The sequence below is a fragment of the Kitasatospora sp. NPDC049258 genome, assembly GCF_040678895.1.
Lineage (GTDB): Bacteria > Actinomycetota > Actinomycetes > Streptomycetales > Streptomycetaceae > Kitasatospora.
On sequence record NZ_JBFAQT010000040.1, the window covers coordinates 20,353 to 44,814 of the forward strand.

The following is a 24,462-nucleotide window of genomic DNA, read 5'->3' on the forward strand; positions in this document are numbered from 1 at the left end:
CCGCTCCGGCCGCCCGGCCGGACCCCCCGCCCACCAGCCCGAGTAAGGCGCGTCACGTGTTCGAGTCGGCGCTGGACTGTATGGTGGTAGTGAGGCCTGGTGTACTCGCGCGGCCCGTCCCTGTGGACAGGCCGCGCAGACGTGCTCCGTACGGAGTCAGGCACTCACGTACGCGGATGCCCGGTCGGAGACCCGATCGGCTCCGACCATGGCCTGGACTTCGGGCCTTGGCACCGCATCAGTGGCCGAGCGAGGGCCGCCGCGGACCGCGCCACGGCGCAGGTCCCGCGCCGACCCCTCACGGGAATCCTCCCCCACGCCGCCGGACGACGCGCCCTTCACCGGGCCGCGCGGGTCAGCAGGCAGCAGGGACCGGCGCGGTGTGCGACCCACAGCTGTGAACCGTGGCCCTTCGACGGCCCGCCGCAGCGGTATGGCCGCCCGCCGCCCTCTCGCTCTCGGCCCCCCATATGGAAGAGGCAGCACCCTGTCCACCACCGCTGAACCCACCAAGACGACGTTCCGGGACCTGGGGATCCTCCCGGAGACCGCCGAGGCCCTCGAGGCCGTCGGCATCGTCCACCCCTTCCCCATCCAGGAGATGACCCTCCCGGTCGCGCTGACCGGGCACGACGTCATCGGCCAGGCCAAGACCGGCACCGGCAAGACCCTGGGCTTCGGCCTGCCGCTGATCGAGCGGGTCGTGGTCCGGGCCGACGTCGACGCCGGCCGCGCCACCGAGGAGCAGCTCTCCGAGAGCCCGCAGGCGCTGATCGTCGTCCCGACCCGCGAGCTGTGCACGCAGGTCACCAACGACCTCCAGACCGCGGGCAAGGTCCGCAACGTCCGGGTGCTCGCCATCTACGGCGGCCGGGCCTACGAGCCGCAGGTGGAGGCGCTCCGCAAGGGCGTCGACATCATCGTCGGCACCCCGGGCCGGCTGCTCGACCTGGCCGGCCAGCGCAAGCTGGACCTCTCGCAGGTCCGCGCGCTGGTGCTGGACGAGGCCGACGAGATGCTCGACCTGGGCTTCCTGCCGGACGTCGAGAAGATCATCACCATGCTGCCGGCCAAGCGGCAGACCCTGCTGTTCTCGGCCACCATGCCGGGCCAGGTGATCAGCCTCGCCCGCCGGTACATGAGCCAGCCGACCCACATCCGGGCGGCGGCGCCGGACGACACCGGCCACACCGTGGCCAACACCACCCAGCACATCTTCCGCGCGCACTCGCTCGACAAGGTCGAGATGGTCTCGCGGATCATGCAGGCCGAGGGCCGCGGGCTCGCGATGATCTTCTGCCGCACCAAGCGCACCGCGGCCGACGTCTCCGAGCAGCTGACCAAGCGCGGCTTCGCGGCCGGCGCCGTCCACGGCGACCTCGGCCAGGGCGCCCGCGAGCAGGCCCTGCGGGCCTTCCGCAGCGGCAAGGTCGACGTCCTGGTCTGCACCGACGTCGCGGCCCGCGGCATCGACGTCGAGGGCGTCACGCACGTCATCAACTACCAGTGCCCCGAGGACGAGAAGACCTACCTGCACCGGATCGGCCGCACCGGCCGGGCCGGCGCGTCCGGCACCGCCGTGACCCTGGTCGACTGGGACGACATCCCGCGCTGGCAGCTGATCAACAAGGCGCTGGACCTCAAGTTCCCGGAGCCGGAGGAGACCTACTCCACCTCGCCGCACCTGTACGAACTGCTGAAGATCGCCCCGGGCACCACCGGCGTGCTGCCGCGCTCGGAGCGCACCCGGGCCGGCCTGAACGCCGAGGAGGTCGAGGACCTCGGCGAGACCGGCGGCCGTGGCGCCCGTGGCGGCAGCGGCGCGGGCGGTCGCTCGCGCGGCGGCCGCAGCGGCGGCGCCCCCGTGGTGGCGGCCCCCGAGCCGGAGGCCGCCGAGCGTCCGGCCCGCAAGCAGCGCGAGCGTCGCCGCACCCGCGGCGCCGCCCGCGGCACCGAGCCGGTGGCGGCCACCGCCGGGACCGTCGCCGAGGCGGCCGTGCCGGCCGTCCAGGCCGCCCCGGCCCCGGCCTCTGCCCCGGCCGAGGAGGCCGGGCGCCGGACCAGGACCCGGACCCGCAAGGCCGCGGAGCCCAAGGCCGCCGCGGAGACCGTGACCGTGGTCGAGGCCGTCACGGCCACCGAGGTGGTCGAGGCTCCGGCCCCGCGCCGCACCCGGACCCGCAAGACCGCGGCCGCCGCGCCCGCGGAGGCCGTGGTGAGCATCCCCGCGCAGGAGGGGGAGCCCAGCGAGGCCGCCCCGCGCCGCCGGACCCGCGCCCGCAAGGTCGCGGAGCCGGTCGAGGCCACGCCGGAGGGCTGAGCCGCAGCCCCACGCAGGACCGCCCCGGGCGGGCCGGATCACCGATCCGGCCCGCCCGGCGGCGTTTCGCCACGACCCGGCGGCCGGTCGCGGCCCACCACCGCCGTAAGCTCGGAACCCCGCCCCGGTACCGGAGGAGCCCGCCCCGATGAGCACCCCGCCGTTCCTGACCCTGCCCGGCTGCGCCCGGGCCCTGCGGCTGTCGACCGAGCGCGGGGAGTTCGCCGCGCTGCTGGCCGAGCCGGCCGGCGCGGTCCGCGGCACGGCGCTGCTGGTGCCCGGCTTCACCGGCAGCAAGGAGGACTTCATCGCCCTCCTGGAACCGCTGGCGGCGGCCGGCTACCGGGTGGCGGCGGTGGACCAGCGCGGCCAGTACGAGACCGGCGGCCCGGCCGACCCCGCCGCGTACGCGGTGCCGGAGCTGGGCCGGGACGTCCGGGCACTGGCCGGGGCACTGGCCGGCGACGGCCCGCTGCACCTGCTGGGGCACTCCTTCGGCGGCCAGGTGGCCAGGGAGGCCGTGCTGGCGGCCGAGGGGCCGCTGCCGTGGGCCTCGCTGACCCTGCTGGCGACCGGGCCCGGCGCGATCGACCCGGCCGAGGCCGCCCGGACCAAGCTGCTGATCGACGCGCTGGCCACCATGGAGCTGGAGCCGATCTGGCAGGTGATGCAGCAGATGGAGAAGCCCCCGGCCGAGCCGCTGCCGGCGGAGATCGCCGACTTCCTGCACCGCCGCTGGCTGGCCAACGTGCCGCAGGCGCTGTCCGCGATGGGCGGCCACCTGGTGTCCGCACCGGACCGGGTGGGCGAGCTGGCCGAGGTCCCGCTGCCCAAGCTGGTGCTGTCCGGTGTCCGCGACTACGCCTGGCCGGTCGAGGAGCAGGCGCGGATGGCGGAGCGCCTCGGCGCCCGGCGGGTGGTCGTCGAGGACGCCGGGCACTCCCCCAACGCCGAGCAGCCGGCCGCCACGGCCGCCGCCCTGGCGGCGTTCTGGGGCTGAGCCGGCCCCGCGCCCGCGCCCTCCGGCTCTCCCCGCCCCACCCTCCCGTCACCGCACTCCCGCGCCCTCCCGTGACCGGGCCCGCTGCCGGGTCCGCGACCGGGCCCGTCAGCGGATCCGGCACCGGTCCGGCTCCCCCGGTTCACCGGGGCGGCACAAGTCACGCGACAAAAGTCGTTAGCTCGGGTAATATTTGATTCTGTCCGGGAATCAGTACGCCCGCCCACCCCTGTCGACCGGCCCTGCCCGGGGCCGATCCGCGCCGCCTCGACGATCTCGACCGCCAGGTCACCCGAAACCAGGACTTTACGGACAGGCAATCGACCGGAAGCACCGGCCGGGCACCGTAGTCACCGAGGCCGTGGCGCCGCATCCGGCGCGCCGAGCAGCATCGCCGGAGCACCACCGGCGCAGCGCGACCGCCGACGGGGGAGCGATGCGGGCACCTGCAGCACCGACCGGACAACCGCCCGTACCAGGGCCGAGCCAGCCTCGGCCGACGACGCCCCGGATCCCGGGGCCAGGAAGGGAGAGGCCCATGCGCTTCGAGATCCTCCGCCTGGACGACGCCCAGGGCGCCGCCACCGACCGCCTGATCGCCGACGCCGAGACCGTCCGCGAGTACCTGAAGGCCGCCGAGCTGACCGGTGAGCGCCTCTACATCCGTCCGTGCAAGGCGATCTGAGCGGAGCCGGACCGGCCGACGCCGCGTCCGACCCTCCGATACCCGACTGACGCCCCGCCCTCCACACCGTGGACGGCGGGGCGTCGGCGCTTCCGGGCCAGGCCCCCCACCAGCCCGGTGTTTGGCACCCCACCTCCCGGGACATGCCCTACCGAGGCCGCACCCGCCGTCGGCCGCACCCGGCCGGCCGGCGCGACGCACCACGTACGGGTGACCGTCCTTGACGCGGCGGACCGGAGGGAGGACCGTTGTCGGCTATGAGGGGCGAGCCAAGCTGCCCGAGGTGCGCCGGTCGGGTCCGCGCCCCAGGCCTCTTCTCCGACACCTGGCAGTGTGACCAGCACGGCGCCGTCTACCCGATGCAGCCGGTGCTTCCCCCCAGCGTGGAGGCCCTGAGCGTGGCCGTGGCCCGCTCCCAGGTGCCGGTCTGGCTGCCCTGGCCGCTGCCGGTCGGCTGGCTGTTCACCGGCATCTCGCACGCGGGGGACGACCTCTCCGGCGCCCGGGCCACCGCGGTGGCCTGCTCGGGTCCGGCGCCGCTGGGCGGTTTCGGCGAGCTGATGCTGGTCGCCGAGGAGCTCGGCGTCGGCCTCGGCGCCCGGTACGCGGGGCTGCCCGGCCCCGACCCGGGCGATTCGGTCTCGCTCTACAAGCCCGCCGACGCCAAGCTGATGGCGGCCGGCCGGCCCACCCCGATGTTCCACGTGCCGGAGGCACCGCCGGATCGCGCGGTGTACGTCGGCGAGGCCCGCGGCCTATGGCTCTGGGCGATCGCCTGGCCCGAGCAGTCCGCCCTGCTGATGCACGACGAGCTGGTCATCACCGACCTCCGGGACGCGGGCGCCGAGCTCGGCCTGCTGCCCTGCGGAGCCCTCTCACCGCGCCTGCTGGGCTGACTATCCTGGGGCCACCCGACCCACAGGAGCCCCGCCCGTGCGCATCGACCTGCACGCCCACAGCAACGCCTCCGACGGCACCGACAGCCCGGCCGAGCTGGTCGCGGCGGCCGTCGCCGCCGGGCTGGACGTGGTCGCGCTGACCGACCACGACACCGTGGCCGGTCACGCCGAGGCCGCCGAGGCGCTCACCGGCACCAGGCTGACCCTGGTGCCGGGGGCGGAGCTGTCCTGCCACACCGACGGGGTCAGCCTGCACCTGCTGGCCTACCTCTTCGACCCCGCGGAGCCGGCCTTCGCCGCCGAGCGGGAGCTGGTGCGCAACGACCGGTTCCGGCGCGGCCGGGCGATCGTCGAGCGCTGCCGCGAGCTGGGCGCGCCGATCAGCTGGGAGCAGGTGGAGCGGATCGCCGGGGCCGGCTCGGTGGGCCGCCCGCACATCGCCAGCGCGCTGGTCGAGGCGGGCGTGGTGGCGACCGTCTCGGACGCCTTCACCGCCGAGTGGCTGGCCAACGGCGGGCGGGCGGACGTCCGCAAGCACGAGACCGACCCGGTGACGGCCGTCCGGCTGGTCCGGGCCGCCGGCGGTGTGCCGGTGTTCGCCCACCCCGGCGCGGCCAAGCGCGGTGACACCGTCTCCGACCAGGTGATCGCCGACCTGGCGGCGGCCGGCCTGGCGGCGCTGGAGGTGGACCACACCGACCACGACGAGCCGACCCGGGCCCGGCTGCGCGGCCTGGCGGCCGAGCTCGGCCTGCTGACCACCGGGTCCAGCGACTACCACGGGCACCGCAAGACGGTCCGGCTGGGCGAGTACACCACGGACCCGGCGGTGTACGAGGCCCTGGTCGCCCAGGCCACCGGGGCCCGCCCGCTCACCGGCTGAGGCGCGGCGGGCCCCGCCGTCCGACTGCCGGGGCCCGCCGGCCAGCCACCGGCCAGCCACCGACCAGCCACCGGTCCCGCCGTCGACCCGTCAGGCGGCCGAATCCCGCCATCTCATGACAGACTCGGACAATCCTCCCCATGGTCCTCCGAGTCGAGAGCCGCGAGATGAGCGAGCAGCAGCAGGGCGGGGCCGAGCGGTGAGCCTCTTCGACACCACCGTCTTCGGGTCGCTCTTCGTCACCCTCTTCGTGATCATGGACCCGCCCGGGACCATCCCGATCTTCCTCGCGCTGACCTCCGGCCGGGCCGCCCGGGTGCAGCGCCGGATGGCCTGGCAGGCGGCGGCGGTGGCACTCGGCGTGATCACCTGCTTCGGCCTGTTCGGCCAGCAGATCCTGGACTACCTGCACGTCTCCATCCCGGCCCTGCAGGTCTCCGGCGGGATCCTGCTGCTGCTGATCGCCCTCGACCTGCTGACCGGCAAGATCGAGGAGCCGACCCAGACCAAGGACGTCAACGTCGCGCTGGTGCCGCTCGGCACCCCGCTGCTGGCCGGGCCGGGCGCGATCGTGGCGGTCATCCTGGCCGTGCAGAAGGCGGACGGCGGCGCCGAGTACGCGGCCGTCTGGACGGCGATCGTCGCCATGCACGTGGTGATGTGGCTGACCATGCGGTTCTCGCTGGTGATCATCCGGATCATCAAGGAGGGCGGAGTGGTGTTGATCACCCGGCTCTCCGGACTGCTGCTCTCGGCGATCGCCGTCCAGCTGGTGGCCAGCGGGGTGTTCGCCTTCATCAAGTCCTACAGCTGACCGGGCATCGGCCCCGCCTGCGGCTCCCGCTCAGTCCAGCGGCACCGCGCGCCGCTGCGGGTCGCGCAGGTCGCTGCCGTGCCGCAGCCAGCGCTCCTCCAGCGCCGCGGCGCCCTGCACCCGCTTGAAGGCGGCCTCGTTGGGGGTCATCGGCAGCAGCGGCAGGAAGCGGACCGGATCGGCCGGATCGGCCAGCTCCAGATCCGCCACCAGGCCGCCGGGCTCGGCCACCAGCACGGAGGTGAACGGCGCACCGGGCCAGAGCGGTGCGCCGAGGTCCAACGAGCCCCCGGGCGCCACCACCAGGCCCTCGACCTGTGGGGTGGCCGCGAAGGTGACCAGCGTGCGGAGCACCTCGTCACGCCCCCCACGAACGCTGAGCACCAACTCGGCCCGCGGCCCGCGGACCGGGTCGGCGACCGCCGCGGCCGGGTCCGCCATCGGCGCGGCCGACATGCCCAGCGTCGCGTACCGGACCAGTCCGTCCCGGTCGGGGCCGAACCGCAGCACCTCGATCCGGTCCGCCCCCAGGAAGGTGACCGAGGCCCGGCCAGCCGGTTCGCCGAAGGTGGTCAGCAGCCTGGCCTCGACGGCGGAGAGCACCGCCGCGCGGGAGAGGTCCGACGGTTCGTCAGGAGAGGAGAAATCACCGAACAGCGGGAAATCGTGCGACATGCACGCGACCTTAGCGCCCTGGCGCGCGGGCAGGTTCGGGCACACTCCAACACGGCCGCACCCATTGCTGTTAGTGTGAGGAGATGGCTACCCGGGTCTTCTGACGCCCGGAGCCGCGGCATGAAGGAGGTGGTTGCGGTGGATACCAGCCGACCATGCAGTACCGGCAGCTCTGCCCGACCTGCTCGCCTCCTCCGCCGCCAGCGCTGACCTCGCGGTAGGTAGGGCGGCGCACGCGCGGTCGGGAGAGCACCTTCCCCGGAGCCGAACCGTCCAAACTCCGCCGCTGGCAAGTTTCCTGGACACCTCGCAGCCTGCCCGCTGCTCCCGGCCCCGGCATCCATCGGTGTTCCCGCCGTCGCACCCGGCCCTCCCCAGCACCGCCGTGCGACGGCCCCTGCCCAAGGAGCCTGCTGCCATGTCGATGATCAACAGCCTGCGCGCCGCAGTCCGTCCGGGCCGCCGCCGGACGGACTCGTACGACCCGATGCACCCCGGCAACCCGATCTCGGCGGTCGTCGACTGCGCGGTCTACCAGCACGGGAAGCGGGCCGGCGAGGCCTGCAGCCCGCGCGAGGCGGCCCGGCTGGTCAAGCTGTTCCGGCAGGAGGACGAGGGCTCGTTCAGCTGGATCGGCCTGCACGAGCCCACCGAGGCCGAGTTCGAGGGCATCGCCCAGCGCTTCGGCCTGCACCCGCTGGCGGTCGAGGACGCGGTGCACGCGCACCAGCGGCCGAAGGTCGAGCGCTACGACAACGTGCTCTTCGCGGTGTTCAAGACCATCCGCTACGTCGACCACGACCAGCTGACCCCGACCAGCGAGGTGGTCGAGACCGGTGAGCTGATGGTCTTCGCCGGCCGGGACTTCGTGATCACCGTCCGGCACGGCGGGCACAGCTCGCTGCACGAGCTGCGGCACCGGCTGGAGGCCGACGCCGACGGCTCCGGGCTGCTCGCCAAGGGCCCGGCCGCGGTGCTGCACGCGATCGCCGACCAGGTGGTGGACAACTACCTGCTGGTCGCCGACCGGCTGCAGACCGACGTGGACGAGATCGAGTTCGACGTCTTCGCCAACAAGGGCGGGCGCGGCGCCGATGTCGGCCGGGTCTACCAACTCAAGCGCGAGGTACTGGAGTTCAAGCGGGCGGTGGCGCCGCTGCTGCGGCCGATGCAGCTGCTCTCCGACCCGCTGCAGCGGCTGGTCGACCCGGACATCCAGAAGTACTTCCGGGACGTCGCCGACCACCTGGCCCGGGTGACCGAGCAGGTGCACGGCTTCGACGAACTGCTCAACTCGCTGCTCCAGGCCAATCTGGCCCAGGTCTCGGTCGCGCAGAACGAGGACATGCGCAAGATCACCGCCTGGGCGGCGATCTTCGCGGTGCCCACCATGATCACTGGCATCTACGGCATGAACTTCGACTACATGCCGGAGCTGCACCACAAGTACGGCTATCCGCTGGTGCTCGGCAGCGTGCTGGTGATCTGCGTCGGGATGTACCGGGGCTTCCGCCGCAACGGCTGGCTGTAGGGCGCCGGCGATCGGCGGCCGGGCCGGCCGGCGGCGGCGCCCTCAGCGGCGGCCGCCGCGGGCGACCAGCACCAGGCCGACCAGGATCAGCGCGACCGCCGGGTACGCGGCCACCGGCGGCCACTGGCCCAGCCAGAAGGCGGCGATCAGTGCCGCCCCCGGGGTCTCCAGCAGGATCGCGGTCGAGGTGACCGAGGGGCCAAGGGTACGGACCACCCGGTTGCTCAGCGAGTGACCGAGCAGCTGGGCGGTGACCATCAGCAGGGCGATCTGCCACCAGACCCCGGCCGGCCAGCCGGACAGCGCGGTGCCCGCCAGCAGGCAGGTGCCGAGCAGGACGACGGCCGTGGTGGCGTAGCAGATCAGGGTGTAGGCGGTGGTGCTGACGGTGCGCCGGACCTCGGCGCCGAGCAGCATGTAGCCGGCCGCGGCGAGGCCCGCGCCGAGCGCCAGCGCGTCACCGAGCAGGGCGCGCGGGGAGAGCGACAGATCGACCCCGGTCAGCACCAGCACGCCCAGGAAGGCCACGCAGGTGCCGAGCCAGACCAGCCGGGGCGGGCGGTGGCCCAGCAGCCGCATCAGCAGGATGGTCCACAGCGGGGTGGTGGTCACCAGCGCGGTGGCCGAGGCCACCGAGGTCATCCGCAGGCTCGGCATCCAGAGTCCGAAGTGCAGCGCCAGCAGCGCACCGGCGGCCGTCGCCAGCAGCAGCGGCCGGCGGCCGATCCCCCGCAGCTCGGCCCGGTGGCGCAGCAGCGCGTACGGCCCGAGCACGCCGACCGACATGACGTTGCGCCAGAACGCGATGGCCAGGGCGGGGGCGGCGGTGGCGCTGATCAGCGGGGCCGAGAGCGAGATCCCCCCGACCGAGACGGCGAGCAGCACCAGGTCCAGGCGAGGCAGTGCGGGCGGCTGCCCGGCGGCGTCGGCGGCCCGGGCCGGGGCGGCTGCGGTGACCTCGTCGGTCGGGGCGGCAGGCACAGCTCTCCTCGGGAGGGGAGGGACGGAACCCGACAACGGTAAGGCCTCTCAGCACCCCATGGCACTGTCGTCCTGCCCGATGAGACGGGCGGCCAACGGCCAGGCCGTACGCTGTCCGCCATGGAGCCTTCGACGACCACGGCAGCTGACCTCCTCGACCGCGCTCTGCTGGAGGAGGCCGCGAAGAAGTCCGGCCTGCTCTGGGTCCGCGCCGAGGGGCAGCAGCAGGCGCGGGCCGTCTGGCACGCCTGGCACGACGGCGCCGTGGTGGTGGTCGGCGACGGGGCGGAGCAGCCGCTGCACGGTCTGGCCGCCGGGTCCACCGCCACCGTGACGGTGCGCAGCAAGGACAAGTGGGGCCGGCTCACCAGCTGGCCGGCCACCGTCGCCGAGCTGGCCCCGGGCAGCGAGGCCTGGCTGGGCGCGGTCGAGGAGCTCAAGGGCAAGCGGCTGAACGCCCCGGACACCGACACCATCGGCGAGCGCTGGGCCCGCGAGTGCCGGGTGCTGCGGCTGGCCCCGGCCGGCACGCTCACCGAGCAGCCCGGCGCGATGCCGGACGGCTCGCTGGTGGCCGAGCCGATGCCGACCCCGGCGACCACCCGGCTGCCGATCCCGGCGGGCCTGCCCAGGCTGCTGCTGAAGCGCCGCAAGCGCTGAGCGCGGGCGCCGGCCGGGGGCGGCGACGGGCCGTCACACCCCGCCGCAGGTCGGCGGGCTGCCCGGGGGCCGCGCGGGTAGCCTGGGGCCCGGCAGGCGGCCGCACCGGTGCGGCGGGGAGCAGCGCAGCGACAGAGATGAGGGTAGGAGCCGATGGCAGGGCCAGGCAGCCGGGTCTTCATCTCCCACCTCTCCGGCGTCGCCGTCTTCGACCCCAACGGCGACCAGGTCGGCCGGGTCCGCGACGTGGTGGTCTCGCTGCGGATCGGCGGGCGCCCGCCCCGGGTGCTCGGCCTGGTGGTCGAGGTGGTCGGCCGCCGCCGGATCTTCCTGCCGATGACCAGGGTGACCAGCCTGGAGTCCGGCCAGGTGCTCACCACCGGCGTGATCAACATGCGCCGGTTCGAGCAGCGCCCCTCCGAGACGCTGGTGCTGGCCGAGCTGCTGGACCGCACCGTCACCCGGGTCAAGAGCGCCGAGGAGGTCACCGTCCTGGACGTGGCCATGGTGCAGACCCGGGTCCGCGAGTGGGAGATCACCAAGGTCTTCGTGCAGGTCGGCAAGGTCGGGCGGCTGCGCAAGGGCAAGGGCGAGACGCTCACCCTGGACTGGTCCGCGGTCACCGGCTTCTCGCTCACCGAGGAGGGCCAGGGCGCCGCCAACCTGCTGGCCACCTTCGAGCAGCTGCGCCCGGCCGACCTGGCCAACGTGATGCACCACCTGTCCGCCAAGCGGCGGGCCGAGGTGGCCGCCGCCCTCGACGACGACCGGCTGGCCGACGTCCTGGAGGAGCTGCCCGAGGACGACCAGGTGGAGATCATCGGCAAGCTCAAGGACGAGCGGGCCGCCGACGTGCTGGAGGCGATGGACCCGGACGACGCCGCCGACCTGCTGTCCGACCTGCCGGAGGAGGCCGCCGAGCGGCTGCTGCGGCTGATGGAGCCGGAGGACGCCGCCTCGGTGCGCCGGCTGCTCTCGTACGAGGAGGACACGGCGGGCGGTCTGATGACCACCGAGCCGCTCGTGCTGGAGCCGGACGCGACCGTGGCGGAGGCGCTGGCCCGGGTCCGGATCTCCGACAACAAGCCGGCCCTGGCCGCCCAGGTGTACGTCTGCCGGCCGCCGACCGAGACCCCGACCGGCAAGTTCCTCGGCACCGTCCACTTCCAGCGGCTGCTGCGCGAGCCGCCGTACACCCTGGTCGGCTCGATCGTCGACGACGACCTCGACCCGCTGCCGGCCGGCACCCCACTGCCGCTGATCACCAGCTACCTGGCCGCGTACAACCTGGTGGCCGCCCCCGTGGTGGACGAGGCGGACCACCTGCTCGGCGCCGTGACGGTCGACGACGTGCTCGACCACCTGCTGCCGGACGACTGGCGCGAGGCGGCCCTGCACGGCGGCGACACCCACGAGCACGAGAGCGAGGCGGCCGGTGGACGCTGACCGGAAGCGGCGGGAGGAGAGCCCGCGCCAGCGGCTCCAGGGCGACCTGCGGCAGTTGCGCCAGCTGCGCGAGCTGCGGGTCCGCGAGGGCACCCGGATGCAGCGCACCGAGAGCTCCAGCGGCAGCGCCCGGATCCGGCTCGACCAGCCGCGGACCGCCCGGCCCGGCCTGATCAGCCTGCCTGCGTACGACCCGGAGGCGTTCGGCAAGCTGTCCGAACGGATCGCGCGCTTCCTCGGCACCGGGCGGTTCATCGTCTGGATGACGGTGGTGGTGCTGGTCTGGGTGGTCTGGAACACCCTGCTGCCGGACACCGTGCACTTCGACGACTACCCGTTCATCTTCCTGACCCTGGTGCTCTCGCTGCAGGCCTCCTACGCGGCCCCGCTGATCCTGCTGGCGCAGAACCGGCAGGACGACCGGGACCGGGTCAACATGGAGCAGGACCGGGCCCGCAGCGACCGCAACATCGCCGACACCGAGTACCTGACCCGCGAGGTCGCCGCCCTGCGGCACGGGCTCGGCGAGGTCGCGACCCGGGACTTCCTGCGGTCCGAACTGCAGGCGCTGCTCAAGGAGCTGGACGAGCGCCAGGGTGCCCCCGAGGTGCTGTGACCGGAGGCACGTTACCGAGGGGTCGGGCGCCTGGCCGGGCGCCGTACCATCAAGGCATGGCCAACGAGACAGAGGTTGCGGCCGGCGTGACGGAGGAGTCCGTACGCAAGGCCCTGGCGACGGTGCACGACCCGGAGATCAACCGTCCGATCACCGAGATCGGGATGGTGAAATCCGTCGAGATCGCCGACGGCGGCGCGGTGCGCGTCGCGGTGTACCTGACCGTCTCCGGCTGCCCGATGCGCGAGACCATCACCAACCGGGTCACCGAGGCCGTCGGCCGGGTGCCCGGGGTGAGCGGGGTCGAGGTCGAGCTGGACGTGATGAGCGACGAACAGCGCAAGGAGCTCTCCCAGCTGCTGCGCGGCGGCGCCCCGGAGCGCGAGATCGCCTTCGCCAAGCCGGGCACCCTGACCCGGGTGTACGCGGTCGCCTCCGGCAAGGGCGGGGTCGGCAAGTCCTCGGTGACGGTCAACCTGGCCGCCGCGATGGCCGCCGACGGCCTGAAGGTCGGTGTGGTCGACGCCGACATCTACGGCCACAGCGTGCCCCGGATGCTGGGCGTGGAGGGCCGTCCCACCCAGGTCCAGGACATGATCATGCCGCCGGCCGCGCACGGCGTGAAGGTCATCTCGATCGGCATGTTCACCCCGGGCAACGCCCCGGTGGTGTGGCGCGGCCCGATGCTGCACCGCGCGCTGCAGCAGTTCCTGGCCGACGTCTACTGGGGCGACCTGGACGTGCTGCTGCTCGACCTGCCGCCGGGCACCGGCGACATCGCGATCTCGGTCGCCCAGCTGGTCCCGAACGCCGAGATCCTGATCGTCACCACCCCGCAGATGGCCGCCGCCGAGGTGGCCGAGCGGGCCGGCACGATCGCCCTGCAGACCCACCAGAAGATCGTCGGCGTGATCGAGAACATGTCGGGCATGCCCTGTCCGCACTGCGACGAGCTGATCGACGTCTTCGGCACCGGTGGCGGCCAGACCGTGGCCGACGCGCTGACCCGCTCGGTCGGCGCCAGCGTCCCGGTGCTCGGCTCGATCCCGATCGACGTCCGGCTGCGCGAGGGCGGCGACGACGGCCGCCCGGTGGTGCTGGCCGCGCCCGACTCCCCCGCCGGCGCCGCCCTGCGCACCATCGCGGGCAAGCTCGGCGGCCGCCAGCGCGGCCTGTCGGGCCTGTCGCTCGGACTCACGCCCAGGAACAAGTTCTGACCGAGCGCTCCGCCGGCCTGCGGCCGAGGAGCACGGAGGCGGCCCCGGGGAGCGTTCCCCGGGGCCGCCTCCGTTAGGATCCCCCGGATCTTGATCGAACCGGAGGATGTCCATGAAGAGCGGTCTGCGGCTGGTGGGGCTGGTCGCCGCGGTGCGGATACAGGCGGCCCTGCTGCTCCCGGTGAGCGTGGTGAGCTGCGTGCCCGCGTTCGTGGGGCACGACCTCATCACCGCCTCGGGCTCGGGCCTGGTGCTCTTCGTGACGATGTTCTCGGCGCTGCTGCGCGGACGCAGGCCCTGGTACGAGGCACGGCTGGAGAAGCTGAGCCCGCCGTCGCCGAGCACCGAGGTGGTCGCCCGGGAGGACACCTTCGACCTGTTCTCGCGGAGCCTGACCGTCCCGCTGGTCCTGGTGCTGGTGATCGGGCTCGCGGTCGGCTACGGCACCGGGGTGCCGATCGGAGCGGCGATGGCGGGCATCGGCGTCGGCATGCTCCGGCAGGCGCGCTGGCTCGCGGCGCAGGAGCGCCTGCTGGGCGGTTGGCTCCTCTGCCCCTTCACCCCGCCCGGCTTCACCGCTTCCGACCCCGACGCGGCCGCCTACCGCGAGTCCCGCTTCTGGCTCGTCCGCGAGAGCGCGCGGGGCTGACCGCGGACGCCGGCGGCTCAGGCGGCCAGGCGCTCGATCCGGTGCCGGGGTGACTGCGGGACCTGCTCCGGAGTCGCCGTCCGCGCTGCGGGGCGGGCCGCCGGGCCGGTGGGTGCGAGCGGGGTGGGGCGGTCGGCCTGCGCCGGGGCGGCGGCCACGGGCGCGGCGGTGCGGCCGCGGGCCACGCAGAGCATCACGTACGAGGTGCGCACGGCGCCCAGGGCGAAGGCCGCCCCGAGCACGGTGCACAGGACCGACCCCGCGGCCGCGCGGTCCAGCGCGTACGCCGCGAACAGGGCGTAGGTCGCGAGGTTGACCGTGAGCAGGGGCCAGCCGGAGTCGGTCCTGGCCCGGTCCAGGCGTTGCCAGGTCGTGCGCGGGCCGCCCAGGGGGTACGGGCCGAATCGCTGCTTGAGCGTGGGTCGGGGAGATCGCTGCGCCATGGCACCCATCACACCGCCGGCGGGCCGGCCCGCGCAACGAACCGGCCGAGGGTTTGGCAGGTGTCGGCGCACGGGCCCGGCGGCGGCCCCTGACGGGGGCTCAGCGGCCGCGGTAGACCGAGAGGTCCGGCACCGCGCCGAACCCCACGCCGTACGCGCTGACGCCCCGCCCGAAGGCGCCGAGCAGGACGCCCGGGGCCTCGCCCGCCAGCACCCAGCCGTACTCGGACTCGCGGTAGCGGAAGGGCTGCGGCAGACCGTTCACCGGAAGGGTGAGCGAGGACCAGCCGGGGCCGTCCAGGTCGTCGGCCAAGTCCCAGGCGAGGTTGGACTGCTGGTCCAGCCAGTCCTGGCGCAGCGTCCGGTCGAGCTGGCCGGGCCAGGTCGCGGCGAGCAGCCCGGAGCCGGCCAGCCAGGCCGCGGAGGAGGCCGAGGTGGCCTCCAGCGTCCCGGTGTTGTCGGCGCTGCGGCGTCCGGGTCTGCGGGCGACCGTGACCACCACGGCGAACCGGCGGACGTCCCGGGCCTCCGGCTGCTTGGCCGGCTCGTCGCCGTGGCCCAGCGTGCCGTAGTCCGCGCCGGTGTCCTGCTGCCCGGCGCGGATCCCCGGGCCCGCGCCGACCTGGCCCAGCCAGCGCCGGCCGGTCCAGCCGTCGTCCAGCCCGTACCAGGGGAAGTCGGCCGCCAGGTAGGGCGCCATCGGGTCCACCGGGACAGCCGGTGCCTTCCTGCCCGTCACCGCTTGCTCCGGCCCGGGCGCACCGGGCGCCCCCGCCGGGGCCGTCCCCACCGTACGACTCGTCGCGTCCATCCGGCCGCCTCCTCCACACAGGTCTCCGTCCCGCGGCGCGCTCCGGATCGGCGCCCCCCGCGGCATTCAGCACAATAGCGGCGGACATGGCTGCGCCCCGCTCAGCCGGGCGGCCGGGCGGGGCGCGCAACGCCCTCGGTCAGGTGGCGTCGAGGTCGAACGGCGGCCGCTCGTCGGCGGCCAGCGGGGTGGCGGGGCTCTTGGTGAGGTTGGCGCCCTGGGACGCGGCGACCGGGGACGCGGCGGCGGTGGCCGCGGCGCCGGCGGGCTCGTCGTTCAGCACGGACTTGATGTCCAGGCCGTCCTTGAGCTCCTTGAAACCCAGCGGGTCCTCGCTGCTCCCGAGCAGCTGCTTGCGGACGAAGGTCTTCGGGTGCAGGTCCTGGAACTCGAAGTCCTTGAACTCCGGGCCGAGCTCGCTGCGGATGTCCTCCTTGGCGCTGTCCGCGAACGACCGGATCTTGCGCACGAACCCCATGGTGTCCTGGATCAGCTTCGGGAGCTTGTCCGGGCCGAAGATCACCACGGCCATCACGAGCAGGGTGATGACCTCCAGCGGGCCTATGTCAGTGAACACGTAAGCTCCCCAGCTCCTGATGGACGAACCCGATGAGCTCTGCGGACAACGGTCAGTACAGCGTAATGGCCACCGGCCGATCCGTGCCCCTTCGCCCGATGAAGCGGTGGTGAAGAGCAACCGCGCCGGGCCCGCCGTCGCCGGGCCGGATCAGCGCAGCAGCTGGTTCGGGTAGCCCACCGGGGTGGCGGCCGGCTGGGCGGGCCGCGGCTGGCCGGCGCCCGGGGAGGGGGAGACCGGCTGGTAGCGCATCGGGTAGTCCACCGGCAGCTCCGCGGTGACCGGCAGGACGGCGCCGGTGCCGGGGCTGCGGACCGGGGTGACGGTGGTGCTGTGCTGCTCGTCGCTCAGGCCGGCGCCCACGCCGCCGAGCGTGACGGCGGCCACCGAGAAGGCCCCGGCGGCGGCGAAGACCAGGCGGCGGCCGCGCGGGGCGGCGGCGCGCAGCAGCGGCAGCTCGGTGGCGGCGGCCAGCGGTCGCACCGAGGGCAGCAGGCCGCGGCGGCCGGTGCCGAAGGGCTGCGGGCCGGGCCGCTCGGCCCGGGGGTCGACACCCGGTATCGGCGCCTCGGCGCCGAGGGCGCCGCCGCCGAAGGAGGAGCCCGCGCCACGGCCGAAGGAGCCGCCGGTCAGCCGGCTGCCGCCGAGCGTGCCGGCCCCGGCCCCGGGGGTCGGCCCCGGCGCCGTCGCCCCGCCGCCCGGGCCCTCGCGGTGCTCGTCGTCCGGCAGGGCGGCGACCGCCATCAGCCGGGACATCAGCGTCGAGGACGGGGCAGGGGTGCCGGTGCGGGTCAGCAGGTGCTTGACCGCCCGGCCCTCGTCGGCCTCGGCCAGGCACTCCGGACAGGTCGCCAGGTGGGCCTGGACGCGCTCGCGGGAGTCGTGGCCGAGCTCGCCGTCGAGGTAGGCGGAGAGGCGGTCCCCCAGGTGGTGCTCGTCCGCCACGGGTTCGGGCGGGCGGACCGGGACGGGGCGCAGCCCGACCGCGGCCTCCTCGCCGCGTCGGCCCAGCTGGAGCCGGCCCGGCCCGCGCCGGGCGCGGCCGGCCTCGGCCGGACCGCCGCCGCTCACGAGCCCCCCCGGTCGCTCTCACCGGTCGGCGCGGCACCGACCGGCAGCGGCTCCTCGGAGCCGCCGCGACGGGCGCGACCGGGCACGGTGCCGGGAGCGCGGTGCTTGAGCGCGGCCCGCAGGTGCGAGCGGCCGCGGTGGATCCGGCTGCGCACCGTGCCGAGCTTCACGCCCAGGGTGGCGGCGATCTCCTCGTAGGACAGGCCCTCGATGTCGCAGAGCACGACGGCGGCCCGGAACTCCGGCGCGAGGGTGTCCAGCGCCAGCTGGACGTCGGCGTCGAAGTGGGTGTCGCTGAAGTGCTGGGCGGGGCTGGGCTCGCGGCTGGGCAGCCGCTCGGCGGCGTCGTCCCCGAGGGCGTCGAAGCGGATCCGCTGCCGTCGGCGGACCATGTCGAGGAAGAGATTGGTGGTGATCCGGTGCAGCCAGCCCTCGAAGGTGCCGGGGGTGTAGGTGGACAGCGAGCGGAAGACCCGGACGAAGACCTCCTGGGTGAGGTCCTCGGCATCGTGCTGGTTGCCCGTCAGCCGGTACGCCAGGCGGTAGACCCGGGCGCTGTGCGCCTCGACGATCTCCTCCCAGCTCGGCGGCGTCCAGCCCTGCGCGTCGGGCCCCTCTGCGAAGGTCGCGCGCGTGGCGGCGACCTCGGCCACCGGGTGGTCGGCTGCGGTCGACTTGTCCAGGGGGGATTGCACAGACTGGTTCATCACGGGCTTCGGCGTACGGGCCGACGTGGTGCCGCGGAAGTGCCGCCGCACAGGGACGTCGCCCTCGGCCACACCTCCTCGGTCGGCTCTTCTGCCCAGCAGGGCCACCACCATATCCACCTCACCCGTCGGATTCGGATAAGAGCGCTCGACTGCCCACCTGACCGGGCAGACTGTCTGCCCGAGTCGGGTTGGTGCGCACTCGGATCGCCCGCTCCCGTGATGGGACAACGGCCGGTCGCCGAACGCGGTTCCCGCCCGGCCAGTAGTGTGTGGCTGAAAATGTCGACATCAGGTCGGCATCCGCCGCTCGGGGAGAGGCAGCCATCACCGACTTCGGGCCCGCGCGCGCGGCCCTCGCGGACACCTACGTGGGCGAGGACGCGGTGCTGACCTACGCCCGGTCCCAGTCCGCGCGGACCGGCATCCGGGCGATCGGGCCGAGCGGCGGTGCGTGCCTGCGGCTGCTGGCCGCGGCGCTGGACGCCAAGGCGGTGGCGGAGATCGGCACCGGCACCGGGGTCTCCGGGGTCTACCTGCTGCGCGGCATGCGGCCGGACGGCGTGCTGACCACCGTCGACTCGGAGCCGGTGCGCCAGCAGTACGCCCGGGAGGCGTACCACGCGGCCGGCTTCGCGGCGAACAGGTCGCGGTTCATCCCCGGCCGGGCGCTGGAGGTGCTGCCCCGGCTCGCGGACGGCCAGTACGACCTGGTGTTCTGCGACGGCGACCCGGCCGAATCCCAGCAGTACCTTGCAGAATCGTTGCGGCTGCTCCGGCCCGGCGGGATGGTCTGCTTCGAAGGGGTGTTCCAGGAGGGCCGGCTGGCCGAGCCCGACCAGCACGACCCGCAGACGCACGCCGTCCGGGAGCTGGTCCGCGACGTCCGGGAGAGCGATCTGCTGCTGCCCGCCCTGATCCCGGTCAGCGACGGGCTGCTCTGCGCGGTCAAGCGCTGAGCCGTCGGGCGCGGCGCGCCCCGGTGCGCCGGGCCGGCAGGCGGGTCGGCCGGGCCGGCCGGGTCCGGGCATGCGAGGAGCCCGCGTCCGGCTCGGACGCGGGCCCCGCACACAGCTCCGGGAGACGAGGGCAGCTCCCGCTAGGTCAGTCGCAGACCTTCTTCAGCGCCTCGCCCAGCTCCTCGGCCTCCTGAGGGGTGAGTTCCACCACCAGGCGCCCACCGCCTTCCAGCGGAACGCGCATGATGATGCCTCGCCCCTCTTTGGTGACCTCGAGCGGGCCGTCGCCCGTCCGCGGCTTCATGGCCGCCATGCTCGTTCCCCTTCCTGCAACCGCGCAGCTTCGTACCGGAAGTCCGTCCACCGCCGGTATCGAACGCATTGATCGGAAGCCATTATCCCGCATGCGGCGCCCCGATGACCAACATCGCCCTCGCCAGCGGGCCCCGAAGGCCCTCCGAGGGGCCCCGCGGGCTCGTCCCGGGGCGCCCCGGGCGGTGTTCGACACGCTGCCGCGGGGTGCGATACCTCACACTCCCCAGCGCACCCCGGGCTCCGTCATGCTGGCCTGGATCCGTGCAAGGTCCGCCCCACGACTCCCGGGAGCCCTCAGCCCATGACCGACTCCGTGCTGTACGAACTCGACAACGGCCTGGCCGTCATCACCATCAACCGGCCGGAGGCGATGAACGCCCTGGACGTGCCGACCAAGGTCGCGCTGCGGGACACCGTGACGGCGGCCGGCCAGGACCCCGCCGTCCGGGCCGTGCTGCTCACCGGCGCCGGCGACCGGGCCTTCTGCGTCGGGCAGGACCTCAAGGAGCACCTGGGCCTGCTCAAGCGCGCCGAGGAGACCGGTGAGGCGCCGCTGAAGACCGTCGCGGAGCACTACAACCCGCTGGTGCGGGCGCTGGCGGGGATGCGCAAGCCCACCGTGGCGGCGGTCGGCGGGGTGGCGGCCGGGGCGGGCGCCTCGCTCGCCTTCGCCTGCGACTTCCGGATCGTCGCCGACACGGCCGGGTTCAACACCGCGTTCGCCGGCATCGCGCTGACCGCGGACTCCGGCGCCTCCTGGACCCTGCCCCGGCTGGTCGGCCACGCCCGGGCCACCGAGCTGCTGATGCTCCCGCGCACCGTCAAGGCGGACGAGGCACTCGGTCTCGGGCTCGCCACCAAGGTCGTACCGGCTGCGGAACTGGCCGCCAGCGCACGGGAGTTCGCGCAGCAGCTGGCCGAGGGGCCGACGGTGGCCTACGGCGCCGTCAAGGAGTCCCTGGCCTACGCCGCCGACCACAGCTTGAGCGAACTGCTCGACAAGGAGGACGAGTTGCAGACCAGGGCGGGCGACAGCGAGGATCACCGGATCGCGGTGCGGGCCTTCCTGGCCAAGGAGAAGCCGGTCTACCTGGGCCGGTGACGCCGGGTCGGCCCCGGCCGGCCCAGCCCCGCTCAGCCCTGGTCGCGGCCCTGGTGCGGCGGGCGACCGGTACGGACGTGGCAGTCGACCAGGTGGTCGTCGACCAGCCCGCAGGCCTGCATCAGCGCGTAGGCCGTGGTGGGACCGACGAAACGGAACCCGTTCTTCTTCAACTCCTTGGCCAGCGCCGTCGATTCGGGCGTCACGGCCGGCACCTCGGCAAGGATCCGGGGGGCCGGCCGGTCCGGGTCCGCCGCGAACTGCCAGACCAACTCGTCCAGCCCGCCGTCCAGTTCGCGGGCGGCCCGGGCATTGGCGATGGTCGCCTCGATCTTCGCGCGGTTGCGGATGATGCCCTCGTCCTGCAGCAGCCGCTCGGCGTCGGCCGGTCCGAAGTCGGCCACCTCGGCGATCCGGAAGCCCGCGAAGGCCGCCCGGAAGCCCTCCCGGCGGCGCAGGATGGTGATCCAGGACAGCCCGGACTGGAAGGCCTCCAGCGAGATCCGCTCGAACAGCGGGTCCTCGCCGTGCACCGGCCGGCCCCACTCGGTGTCGTGGTAGACCCGGTAGTCGTCGGCCGACTCGCCCCAGGGACAGCGCAGCAGCCCGTCCGCCCCGCGCACCGCGCCGCTCAACGCTCGCCCGGCCGGTCGACCGGCTGCTGACCCGGGGCCTCGGCGGTGCCCACCACCTTGGCGAAATCCTCCAGACCCGGCAGCGGCTCCGCGCCCGGCTCGCCCTGCGCACCGGCCTCGACGGCACCGCGGACCACCGCGGCCGCCTCCAGCTCGGCGATCCGCTCGTCCCGCTGCGCCAGCTCGGCGGCGAGCCGGTCGAGCACGTCGTCCACCTCGTCCATCCGGTAGCCGCGCAGGGCCATCGGCAGCCGCAGGCCGTCCACGTCGAACCGGCTCAGCGGCCGGTCCTGCGGGAACCTGACCGTCATCCGGTCGTGCTCCGCCTCCGGCAGCGTGCCGCCGCCGCCCAGCGCCACCAGCGCGGCGCCGCCGACCACCACGGCCATCGCCACCACGATCACCCAGAACACGAGCTGTCCTCCAGAGTTCCCGGTCGGCCCCGACAGAGGTGGGATCATGGACCCCGGTAGGCCGGGGCCCATCATTGCACCCGGAGAAGCTGTGGAGGAGACACCGGTGGCACTGCGCCTTGGGCCGCGAGAGTTCGGCGACGACGAACTGGTGATCATGGCCATCGTCAACCGGACCCCGGACTCCTTCTTCGACAAGGGGTCGACCTTCGCCGACGAGGCGGCCTTCGCCGCGGCCGACCGCGCGGTGGCGGACGGTGCGGCCATCCTCGACATCGGCGGGGTCAAGGCCGGCCCCGGCGAGGAGGTCACGGTCGAGGAGGAGCTGCGCCGCACCGTGCCGTTCGTGGCGCAGCTGCGCAAGCGCCACCCGGAGGCCGTGATCAGCGTGGACACCTGGCGGCACGAGGTCGGCGAAGCGGTCTGCGAGGTGGGCGCGGACCTGCTGAACGACGCCTGGGGCGGGGCCGATCCCAAGCTCGCCGAGGTCGCCGCCCGGTACGACGTGGGGCTGGTCTGCACCCATGCCGGCGGGGCCGAGCCGCGCACCCGGCCGCACCGCAAGGGCTACCCGGACGTGATGGCCGACATCCTGGAGGTCACCGTCGGGCTGGCCGAGCGGGCCGCCTCGCTCGGGGTCCGGCGGGACGCGCTGATCATCGACCCGGGGCACGACTTCGGCAAGAACACCCGGCACTCGCTGGAGGCCACCCGCCGGCTGCCGGAGATGACCGCGACCGGCTTCCCGGTGCTGGTCTCGCTCTCCAACAAGGACTTCGTCGGCGAGACCCTGGACCGCCCGGTCGACCAGCGGCTGCTCGGCACCCTGGCCACCACCGCGGTCTCCGCCTGGCTGGGTGCCCGGATCTACCGGGCGCACCAGGTGGCGGAGACCCGGCAGGTGCTCGACATGGTGGCCTCGATCCGCGGCACCCGGCCCCCGGCGGTCGCCCGGCGCGGACTCGCCTAGGCGGCCGGGGCCCCGGGCTCAAGGGCCGGGGGCCGCGCGCCACGGGGCCGGGGTCGCGGGCTCAGCGCCCGGCCCCGTGCGGTCGCGGGCTCAGGCCTCGGCGCCGTTCGGCCGCCGGCTCGCTTCGAGGATCTTGAGCACCTCGTCGATCTCGTCGGTGACGTGGAACAGCTCCAGGTCACCCGCCGACGCCTTGCCCTGGGCGACCAGGGTGTCGCGCAGCCAGTCGACCAGCCCGCCCCAGTAGGCGGTGCCGAAGAGGATCACCGGGAACCGGGTGACCTTCTTGGTCTGGACGAGGGTCAGCGCCTCGAACAGCTCGTCCAGCGTGCCCAGCCCGCCCGGCAGCACCACGAAGCCCTGCGAGTACTTCACGAACATCGTCTTGCGGACGAAGAAGTACCGGAAGTTCAGCCCGAGGTCGACGAACTCGTTCAGCCCCTGCTCGAACGGCAGCTCGATGCCCAGCCCCACGCTCAGCCCGCCGGCGTCCGAGGCGCCGCGGTTGGCCGCCTCCATGGCGCCCGGCCCGCCACCGGTGATCACCGCGTAGCCGGCCTCGGACAGCGCCCGGCCGATCGCCACCCCGGCCGCGTACTCGGGCGAGTCGACCGGGGTCCGGGCCGAGCCGAAGACGCTGATCGCGGCCGGGAGTTCGGCGAGCGCGCCGAAGCCCTCGACGAACTCGGAGGTGATCCGCCAGACCCGCCACGGGTCGGTGTGCAGCCAGTCGGTCGGGCCGGTGGTGTCCAGCAGCCGCTGGTCCGTGGTGCTGGTGCCGACCTGGTCGCGGCGCAGCAGCACCGGACCCTTCTGCTTCTCCGGCCAGGGCGTCTTGCGCTCGGGCGCGCCGAAATCCTCCGGTCCGGGCCCGTCGTTCCTGTCATCTCCTGTGGCTGTCATGACGAAACCCTACGCCCGTGATGACGTCTTTTCGGGAAACGCCGAAGGGCCTGCGGTGAAACCGCCGACCCCACGCGGGCGGCCCGTGCGGCTCAGCCCAGCCAGCCCCGCAGCCGCTGCTCGACCTCGGCGATCGCGGCCAGCGAGCAGTGCTCGTCGCGCTTGTGCGCGAGGTTCGGATCGCCGGGGCCGTAGTTGACCGCCGGGACGCCGAGGGCGGTGAACCGGGCCACGTCCGTCCAGCCGAACTTGGCCCGGGCCCGGCCGCCGACCGCGGCCAGGAAGTCCTGGGCGGCGGGCCGGCCGAGGCCGGGCAGCGCGCCGGGCGCGGAGTCGGTCACGGTGACCTGGTAGCCCTCGAACACCTCACGGACGTGGGCCTGCGCCTCCTCCTGCGAACGGTCCGGCGCGTAGCGGAAGTTGACGGTCACCACGCACTCGTCGGGGATCACGTTGCCGGCCACCCCGCCGTCGATCCGCACCGCGTTCAGCCCCTCGCGGTACTCCAGGCCGTCGATCTCCACCGTGCGCGCCCGGTAGCGGTCGAGCCGGGTGAGCACCTCGGCGGCGTGGTGGATGGCGTTGTCGCCGAGCCAGCTGCGGGCCGAGTGCGCCCGGGTGCCGGTGAGCGTGACCTGCACCCGCAGGGTGCCCTGGCAGCCGCCCTCGACCACGGCGCCGCTGGGCTCCAGCAGGACCGCGAAGTCGGCCTTCAGCCAGTCCGGGCGGTGCGTGGCGAGGTGGCCCAGGCCGTTGCGGGAGGCCTCGATCTCCTCGCAGTCGTAGAAGACGTAGGTGAGGTCGCGGTTGGGCTCGGGCAGCGTGGCGGCCAGCCGCAGCTGCACGGCGACGCCGGACTTCATGTCGGAGGTGCCGCAGCCGTGGAGCAGGTCGCCGTCCACGTACGAGGGCAGGTTGTCGGCGATCGGCACGGTGTCCAGATGGCCGGCCAGCAGCACCCGCTCGGCGCGGCCGAGCATGGTGCGGGCGACCACGTTGTTGCCGTACCGGTCCACGGTGAGGTGCGGGTAGGCGCGCAGCGCGGCCTCCACCGCGTCGGCGAGCGGCTGCTCGTCGCCGCTGACGGACGGGAAGTCGACCAGCTGCGCGGTCAGGGCGCCGCCGTCGAGGGTCAGGTCGAGGCGCGGGTTCGGGCTGCTCATGGTCGCCCAGCCTATCG

27 protein-coding genes are annotated in these 24,462 nt (G+C 74.2%); 15 read left to right on the plus strand and 12 right to left on the minus strand.

Annotated elements, in window-relative coordinates:
• Nucleotides 1–433: 433 nt before the first annotated feature.
• From AB0K43_RS25900 to AB0K43_RS25925, 6 genes are all read left to right on the plus strand, one after another.
• A complete protein-coding gene (locus AB0K43_RS25900; RefSeq protein ID WP_363643817.1) occupies nt 434–2,320 on the plus strand; it encodes a DEAD/DEAH box helicase in 1,887 nt (628 codons plus the stop codon).
• A gap of 148 nt (nt 2,321–2,468) precedes the next feature.
• Nucleotides 2,469–3,320, plus strand: coding sequence for an alpha/beta fold hydrolase (locus tag AB0K43_RS25905; protein WP_363643752.1), 852 nt, complete (start codon nt 2,469–2,471; stop codon nt 3,318–3,320).
• A 538-nt stretch (nt 3,321–3,858) separates the two neighbouring features.
• On the plus strand, nt 3,859–4,005 hold the full coding sequence (locus tag AB0K43_RS25910) for a hypothetical protein (RefSeq protein WP_363643754.1): 147 nt from the start codon (nt 3,859–3,861) through the stop codon (nt 4,003–4,005).
• 257 nt (nt 4,006–4,262) lie between these two features.
• Nucleotides 4,263–4,901, plus strand: coding sequence for a DUF6758 family protein (locus AB0K43_RS25915; protein WP_363643756.1), 639 nt, complete (start codon nt 4,263–4,265; stop codon nt 4,899–4,901).
• 37 nt (nt 4,902–4,938) lie between these two features.
• Nucleotides 4,939–5,787, plus strand: coding sequence for a PHP domain-containing protein (locus AB0K43_RS25920; protein WP_363643758.1), 849 nt, complete (start codon nt 4,939–4,941; stop codon nt 5,785–5,787).
• A 199-nt stretch (nt 5,788–5,986) separates the two neighbouring features.
• A complete protein-coding gene (locus AB0K43_RS25925; RefSeq protein WP_363643760.1) occupies nt 5,987–6,601 on the plus strand; it encodes a MarC family protein in 615 nt (204 codons plus the stop codon).
• Nucleotides 6,602–6,631: 30 nt separating this feature from the next.
• Here AB0K43_RS25925 and AB0K43_RS25930 read toward each other — a convergent pair whose 3' ends face one another.
• Nucleotides 6,632–7,276, minus strand: coding sequence for a suppressor of fused domain protein (locus tag AB0K43_RS25930; protein WP_363643762.1), 645 nt, complete (start codon nt 7,274–7,276; stop codon nt 6,632–6,634).
• 418 nt (nt 7,277–7,694) lie between these two features.
• On the opposite strand from AB0K43_RS25930, the gene corA reads away from it, so the two are divergent.
• Nucleotides 7,695–8,807 carry a magnesium/cobalt transporter CorA gene (corA, locus tag AB0K43_RS25935; RefSeq protein WP_363643764.1) on the plus strand — a complete coding sequence of 371 codons (1,113 nt, stop codon included), beginning with the start codon at nt 7,695–7,697 and terminating at the stop codon, nt 8,805–8,807.
• Nucleotides 8,808–8,849: 42 nt separating this feature from the next.
• On the opposite strand, the gene AB0K43_RS25940 is transcribed toward corA, so the two are convergent.
• Nucleotides 8,850–9,710, minus strand: coding sequence for a DMT family transporter (locus AB0K43_RS25940; protein ID WP_363643820.1), 861 nt, complete (start codon nt 9,708–9,710; stop codon nt 8,850–8,852).
• A 198-nt stretch (nt 9,711–9,908) separates the two neighbouring features.
• Here AB0K43_RS25940 and AB0K43_RS25945 point away from each other — a divergent pair, with 198 nt between their 5' ends.
• From AB0K43_RS25945 to AB0K43_RS25965, 5 genes are all read left to right on the plus strand, one after another.
• Nucleotides 9,909–10,448 (plus strand): hypothetical protein, encoded by a 540-nt coding sequence (locus AB0K43_RS25945; RefSeq protein ID WP_363643766.1) that lies wholly within the window; start codon nt 9,909–9,911, stop codon nt 10,446–10,448.
• 153 nt (nt 10,449–10,601) lie between these two features.
• Entirely contained in the window at nt 10,602–11,894 is a 1,293-nt protein-coding gene (locus AB0K43_RS25950) for a CBS domain-containing protein (protein WP_363643768.1), read from the plus strand.
• Nucleotides 11,895–11,991: 97 nt separating this feature from the next.
• Nucleotides 11,992–12,510, plus strand: a complete 519-nt coding sequence (locus AB0K43_RS25955; RefSeq protein ID WP_363643822.1) for a DUF1003 domain-containing protein — start codon at nt 11,992–11,994, stop codon at nt 12,508–12,510.
• 56 nt (nt 12,511–12,566) lie between these two features.
• Nucleotides 12,567–13,727, plus strand: coding sequence for an Mrp/NBP35 family ATP-binding protein (locus AB0K43_RS25960; protein ID WP_363643770.1), 1,161 nt, complete (start codon nt 12,567–12,569; stop codon nt 13,725–13,727).
• Nucleotides 13,728–13,839: 112 nt separating this feature from the next.
• A complete protein-coding gene (locus AB0K43_RS25965) occupies nt 13,840–14,376 on the plus strand; it encodes a hypothetical protein (protein WP_363643772.1) in 537 nt (178 codons plus the stop codon).
• 17 nt (nt 14,377–14,393) lie between these two features.
• Here AB0K43_RS25965 and AB0K43_RS25970 read toward each other — a convergent pair whose 3' ends face one another.
• From AB0K43_RS25970 to sigE, 5 genes are all read right to left on the minus strand, one after another.
• Nucleotides 14,394–14,819 (minus strand): hypothetical protein, encoded by a 426-nt coding sequence (locus AB0K43_RS25970; protein WP_363643774.1) that lies wholly within the window; start codon nt 14,817–14,819, stop codon nt 14,394–14,396.
• A gap of 100 nt (nt 14,820–14,919) precedes the next feature.
• Nucleotides 14,920–15,630: a hypothetical protein gene (locus AB0K43_RS25975; RefSeq protein ID WP_363643776.1), complete on the minus strand. Its 711-nt coding sequence runs from the start codon at nt 15,628–15,630 to the stop codon at nt 14,920–14,922.
• A gap of 139 nt (nt 15,631–15,769) precedes the next feature.
• On the minus strand, nt 15,770–16,207 hold the full coding sequence (locus tag AB0K43_RS25980; protein WP_363643778.1) for a sec-independent translocase: 438 nt from the start codon (nt 16,205–16,207) through the stop codon (nt 15,770–15,772).
• Nucleotides 16,208–16,357: 150 nt separating this feature from the next.
• Nucleotides 16,358–17,278, minus strand: a complete 921-nt coding sequence (locus tag AB0K43_RS25985) for a zf-HC2 domain-containing protein (RefSeq protein WP_363643780.1) — start codon at nt 17,276–17,278, stop codon at nt 16,358–16,360.
• Nucleotides 17,275–18,099 carry an RNA polymerase sigma factor SigE gene (gene sigE / locus AB0K43_RS25990; protein ID WP_363643782.1) on the minus strand — a complete coding sequence of 275 codons (825 nt, stop codon included), beginning with the start codon at nt 18,097–18,099 and terminating at the stop codon, nt 17,275–17,277. Before sigE ends, AB0K43_RS25985 begins: the two co-directional genes overlap by 4 nt.
• A gap of 212 nt (nt 18,100–18,311) precedes the next feature.
• Here sigE and AB0K43_RS25995 point away from each other — a divergent pair, with 212 nt between their 5' ends.
• Entirely contained in the window at nt 18,312–18,944 is a 633-nt protein-coding gene (locus tag AB0K43_RS25995; protein WP_363643824.1) for a class I SAM-dependent methyltransferase, read from the plus strand.
• 145 nt (nt 18,945–19,089) lie between these two features.
• Here AB0K43_RS25995 and AB0K43_RS26000 read toward each other — a convergent pair whose 3' ends face one another.
• The gene (locus tag AB0K43_RS26000) at nt 19,090–19,257 is read right to left on the minus strand and encodes a DUF3117 domain-containing protein (RefSeq protein WP_350637835.1); all 168 of its coding nucleotides are present in this window, start codon (nt 19,255–19,257) and stop codon (nt 19,090–19,092) included.
• Between the two features lie 303 nt (nt 19,258–19,560).
• On the opposite strand from AB0K43_RS26000, the gene AB0K43_RS26005 reads away from it, so the two are divergent.
• Nucleotides 19,561–20,361: an enoyl-CoA hydratase-related protein gene (locus AB0K43_RS26005; RefSeq protein WP_363643785.1), complete on the plus strand. Its 801-nt coding sequence runs from the start codon at nt 19,561–19,563 to the stop codon at nt 20,359–20,361.
• Between the two features lie 32 nt (nt 20,362–20,393).
• Here the strand turns inward: AB0K43_RS26005 and AB0K43_RS26010 are convergent, their stop codons facing one another.
• Together AB0K43_RS26010 and AB0K43_RS26015 are read right to left on the minus strand one after the other, a co-directional pair.
• The gene (locus tag AB0K43_RS26010) at nt 20,394–20,996 is read right to left on the minus strand and encodes a DNA-3-methyladenine glycosylase I (protein WP_363643787.1); all 603 of its coding nucleotides are present in this window, start codon (nt 20,994–20,996) and stop codon (nt 20,394–20,396) included.
• Nucleotides 20,993–21,409: a DivIVA domain-containing protein gene (locus tag AB0K43_RS26015; RefSeq protein ID WP_363643789.1), complete on the minus strand. Its 417-nt coding sequence runs from the start codon at nt 21,407–21,409 to the stop codon at nt 20,993–20,995. The genes AB0K43_RS26010 and AB0K43_RS26015 overlap by 4 nt, the downstream gene beginning before the upstream one ends.
• Nucleotides 21,410–21,566: 157 nt before the next feature.
• On the opposite strand from AB0K43_RS26015, the gene folP reads away from it, so the two are divergent.
• Nucleotides 21,567–22,379, plus strand: a complete 813-nt coding sequence (gene folP / locus AB0K43_RS26020; RefSeq protein ID WP_363643826.1) for a dihydropteroate synthase — start codon at nt 21,567–21,569, stop codon at nt 22,377–22,379.
• 90 nt (nt 22,380–22,469) lie between these two features.
• Here the strand turns inward: folP and AB0K43_RS26025 are convergent, their stop codons facing one another.
• Nucleotides 22,470–23,282, minus strand: coding sequence for a TIGR00730 family Rossman fold protein (locus AB0K43_RS26025; RefSeq protein WP_363643791.1), 813 nt, complete (start codon nt 23,280–23,282; stop codon nt 22,470–22,472).
• A gap of 92 nt (nt 23,283–23,374) precedes the next feature.
• On the minus strand, nt 23,375–24,445 hold the full coding sequence (gene dapE / locus AB0K43_RS26030; RefSeq protein WP_363643793.1) for a succinyl-diaminopimelate desuccinylase: 1,071 nt from the start codon (nt 24,443–24,445) through the stop codon (nt 23,375–23,377).
• Nucleotides 24,446–24,462: the final 17 nt, after the last annotated feature.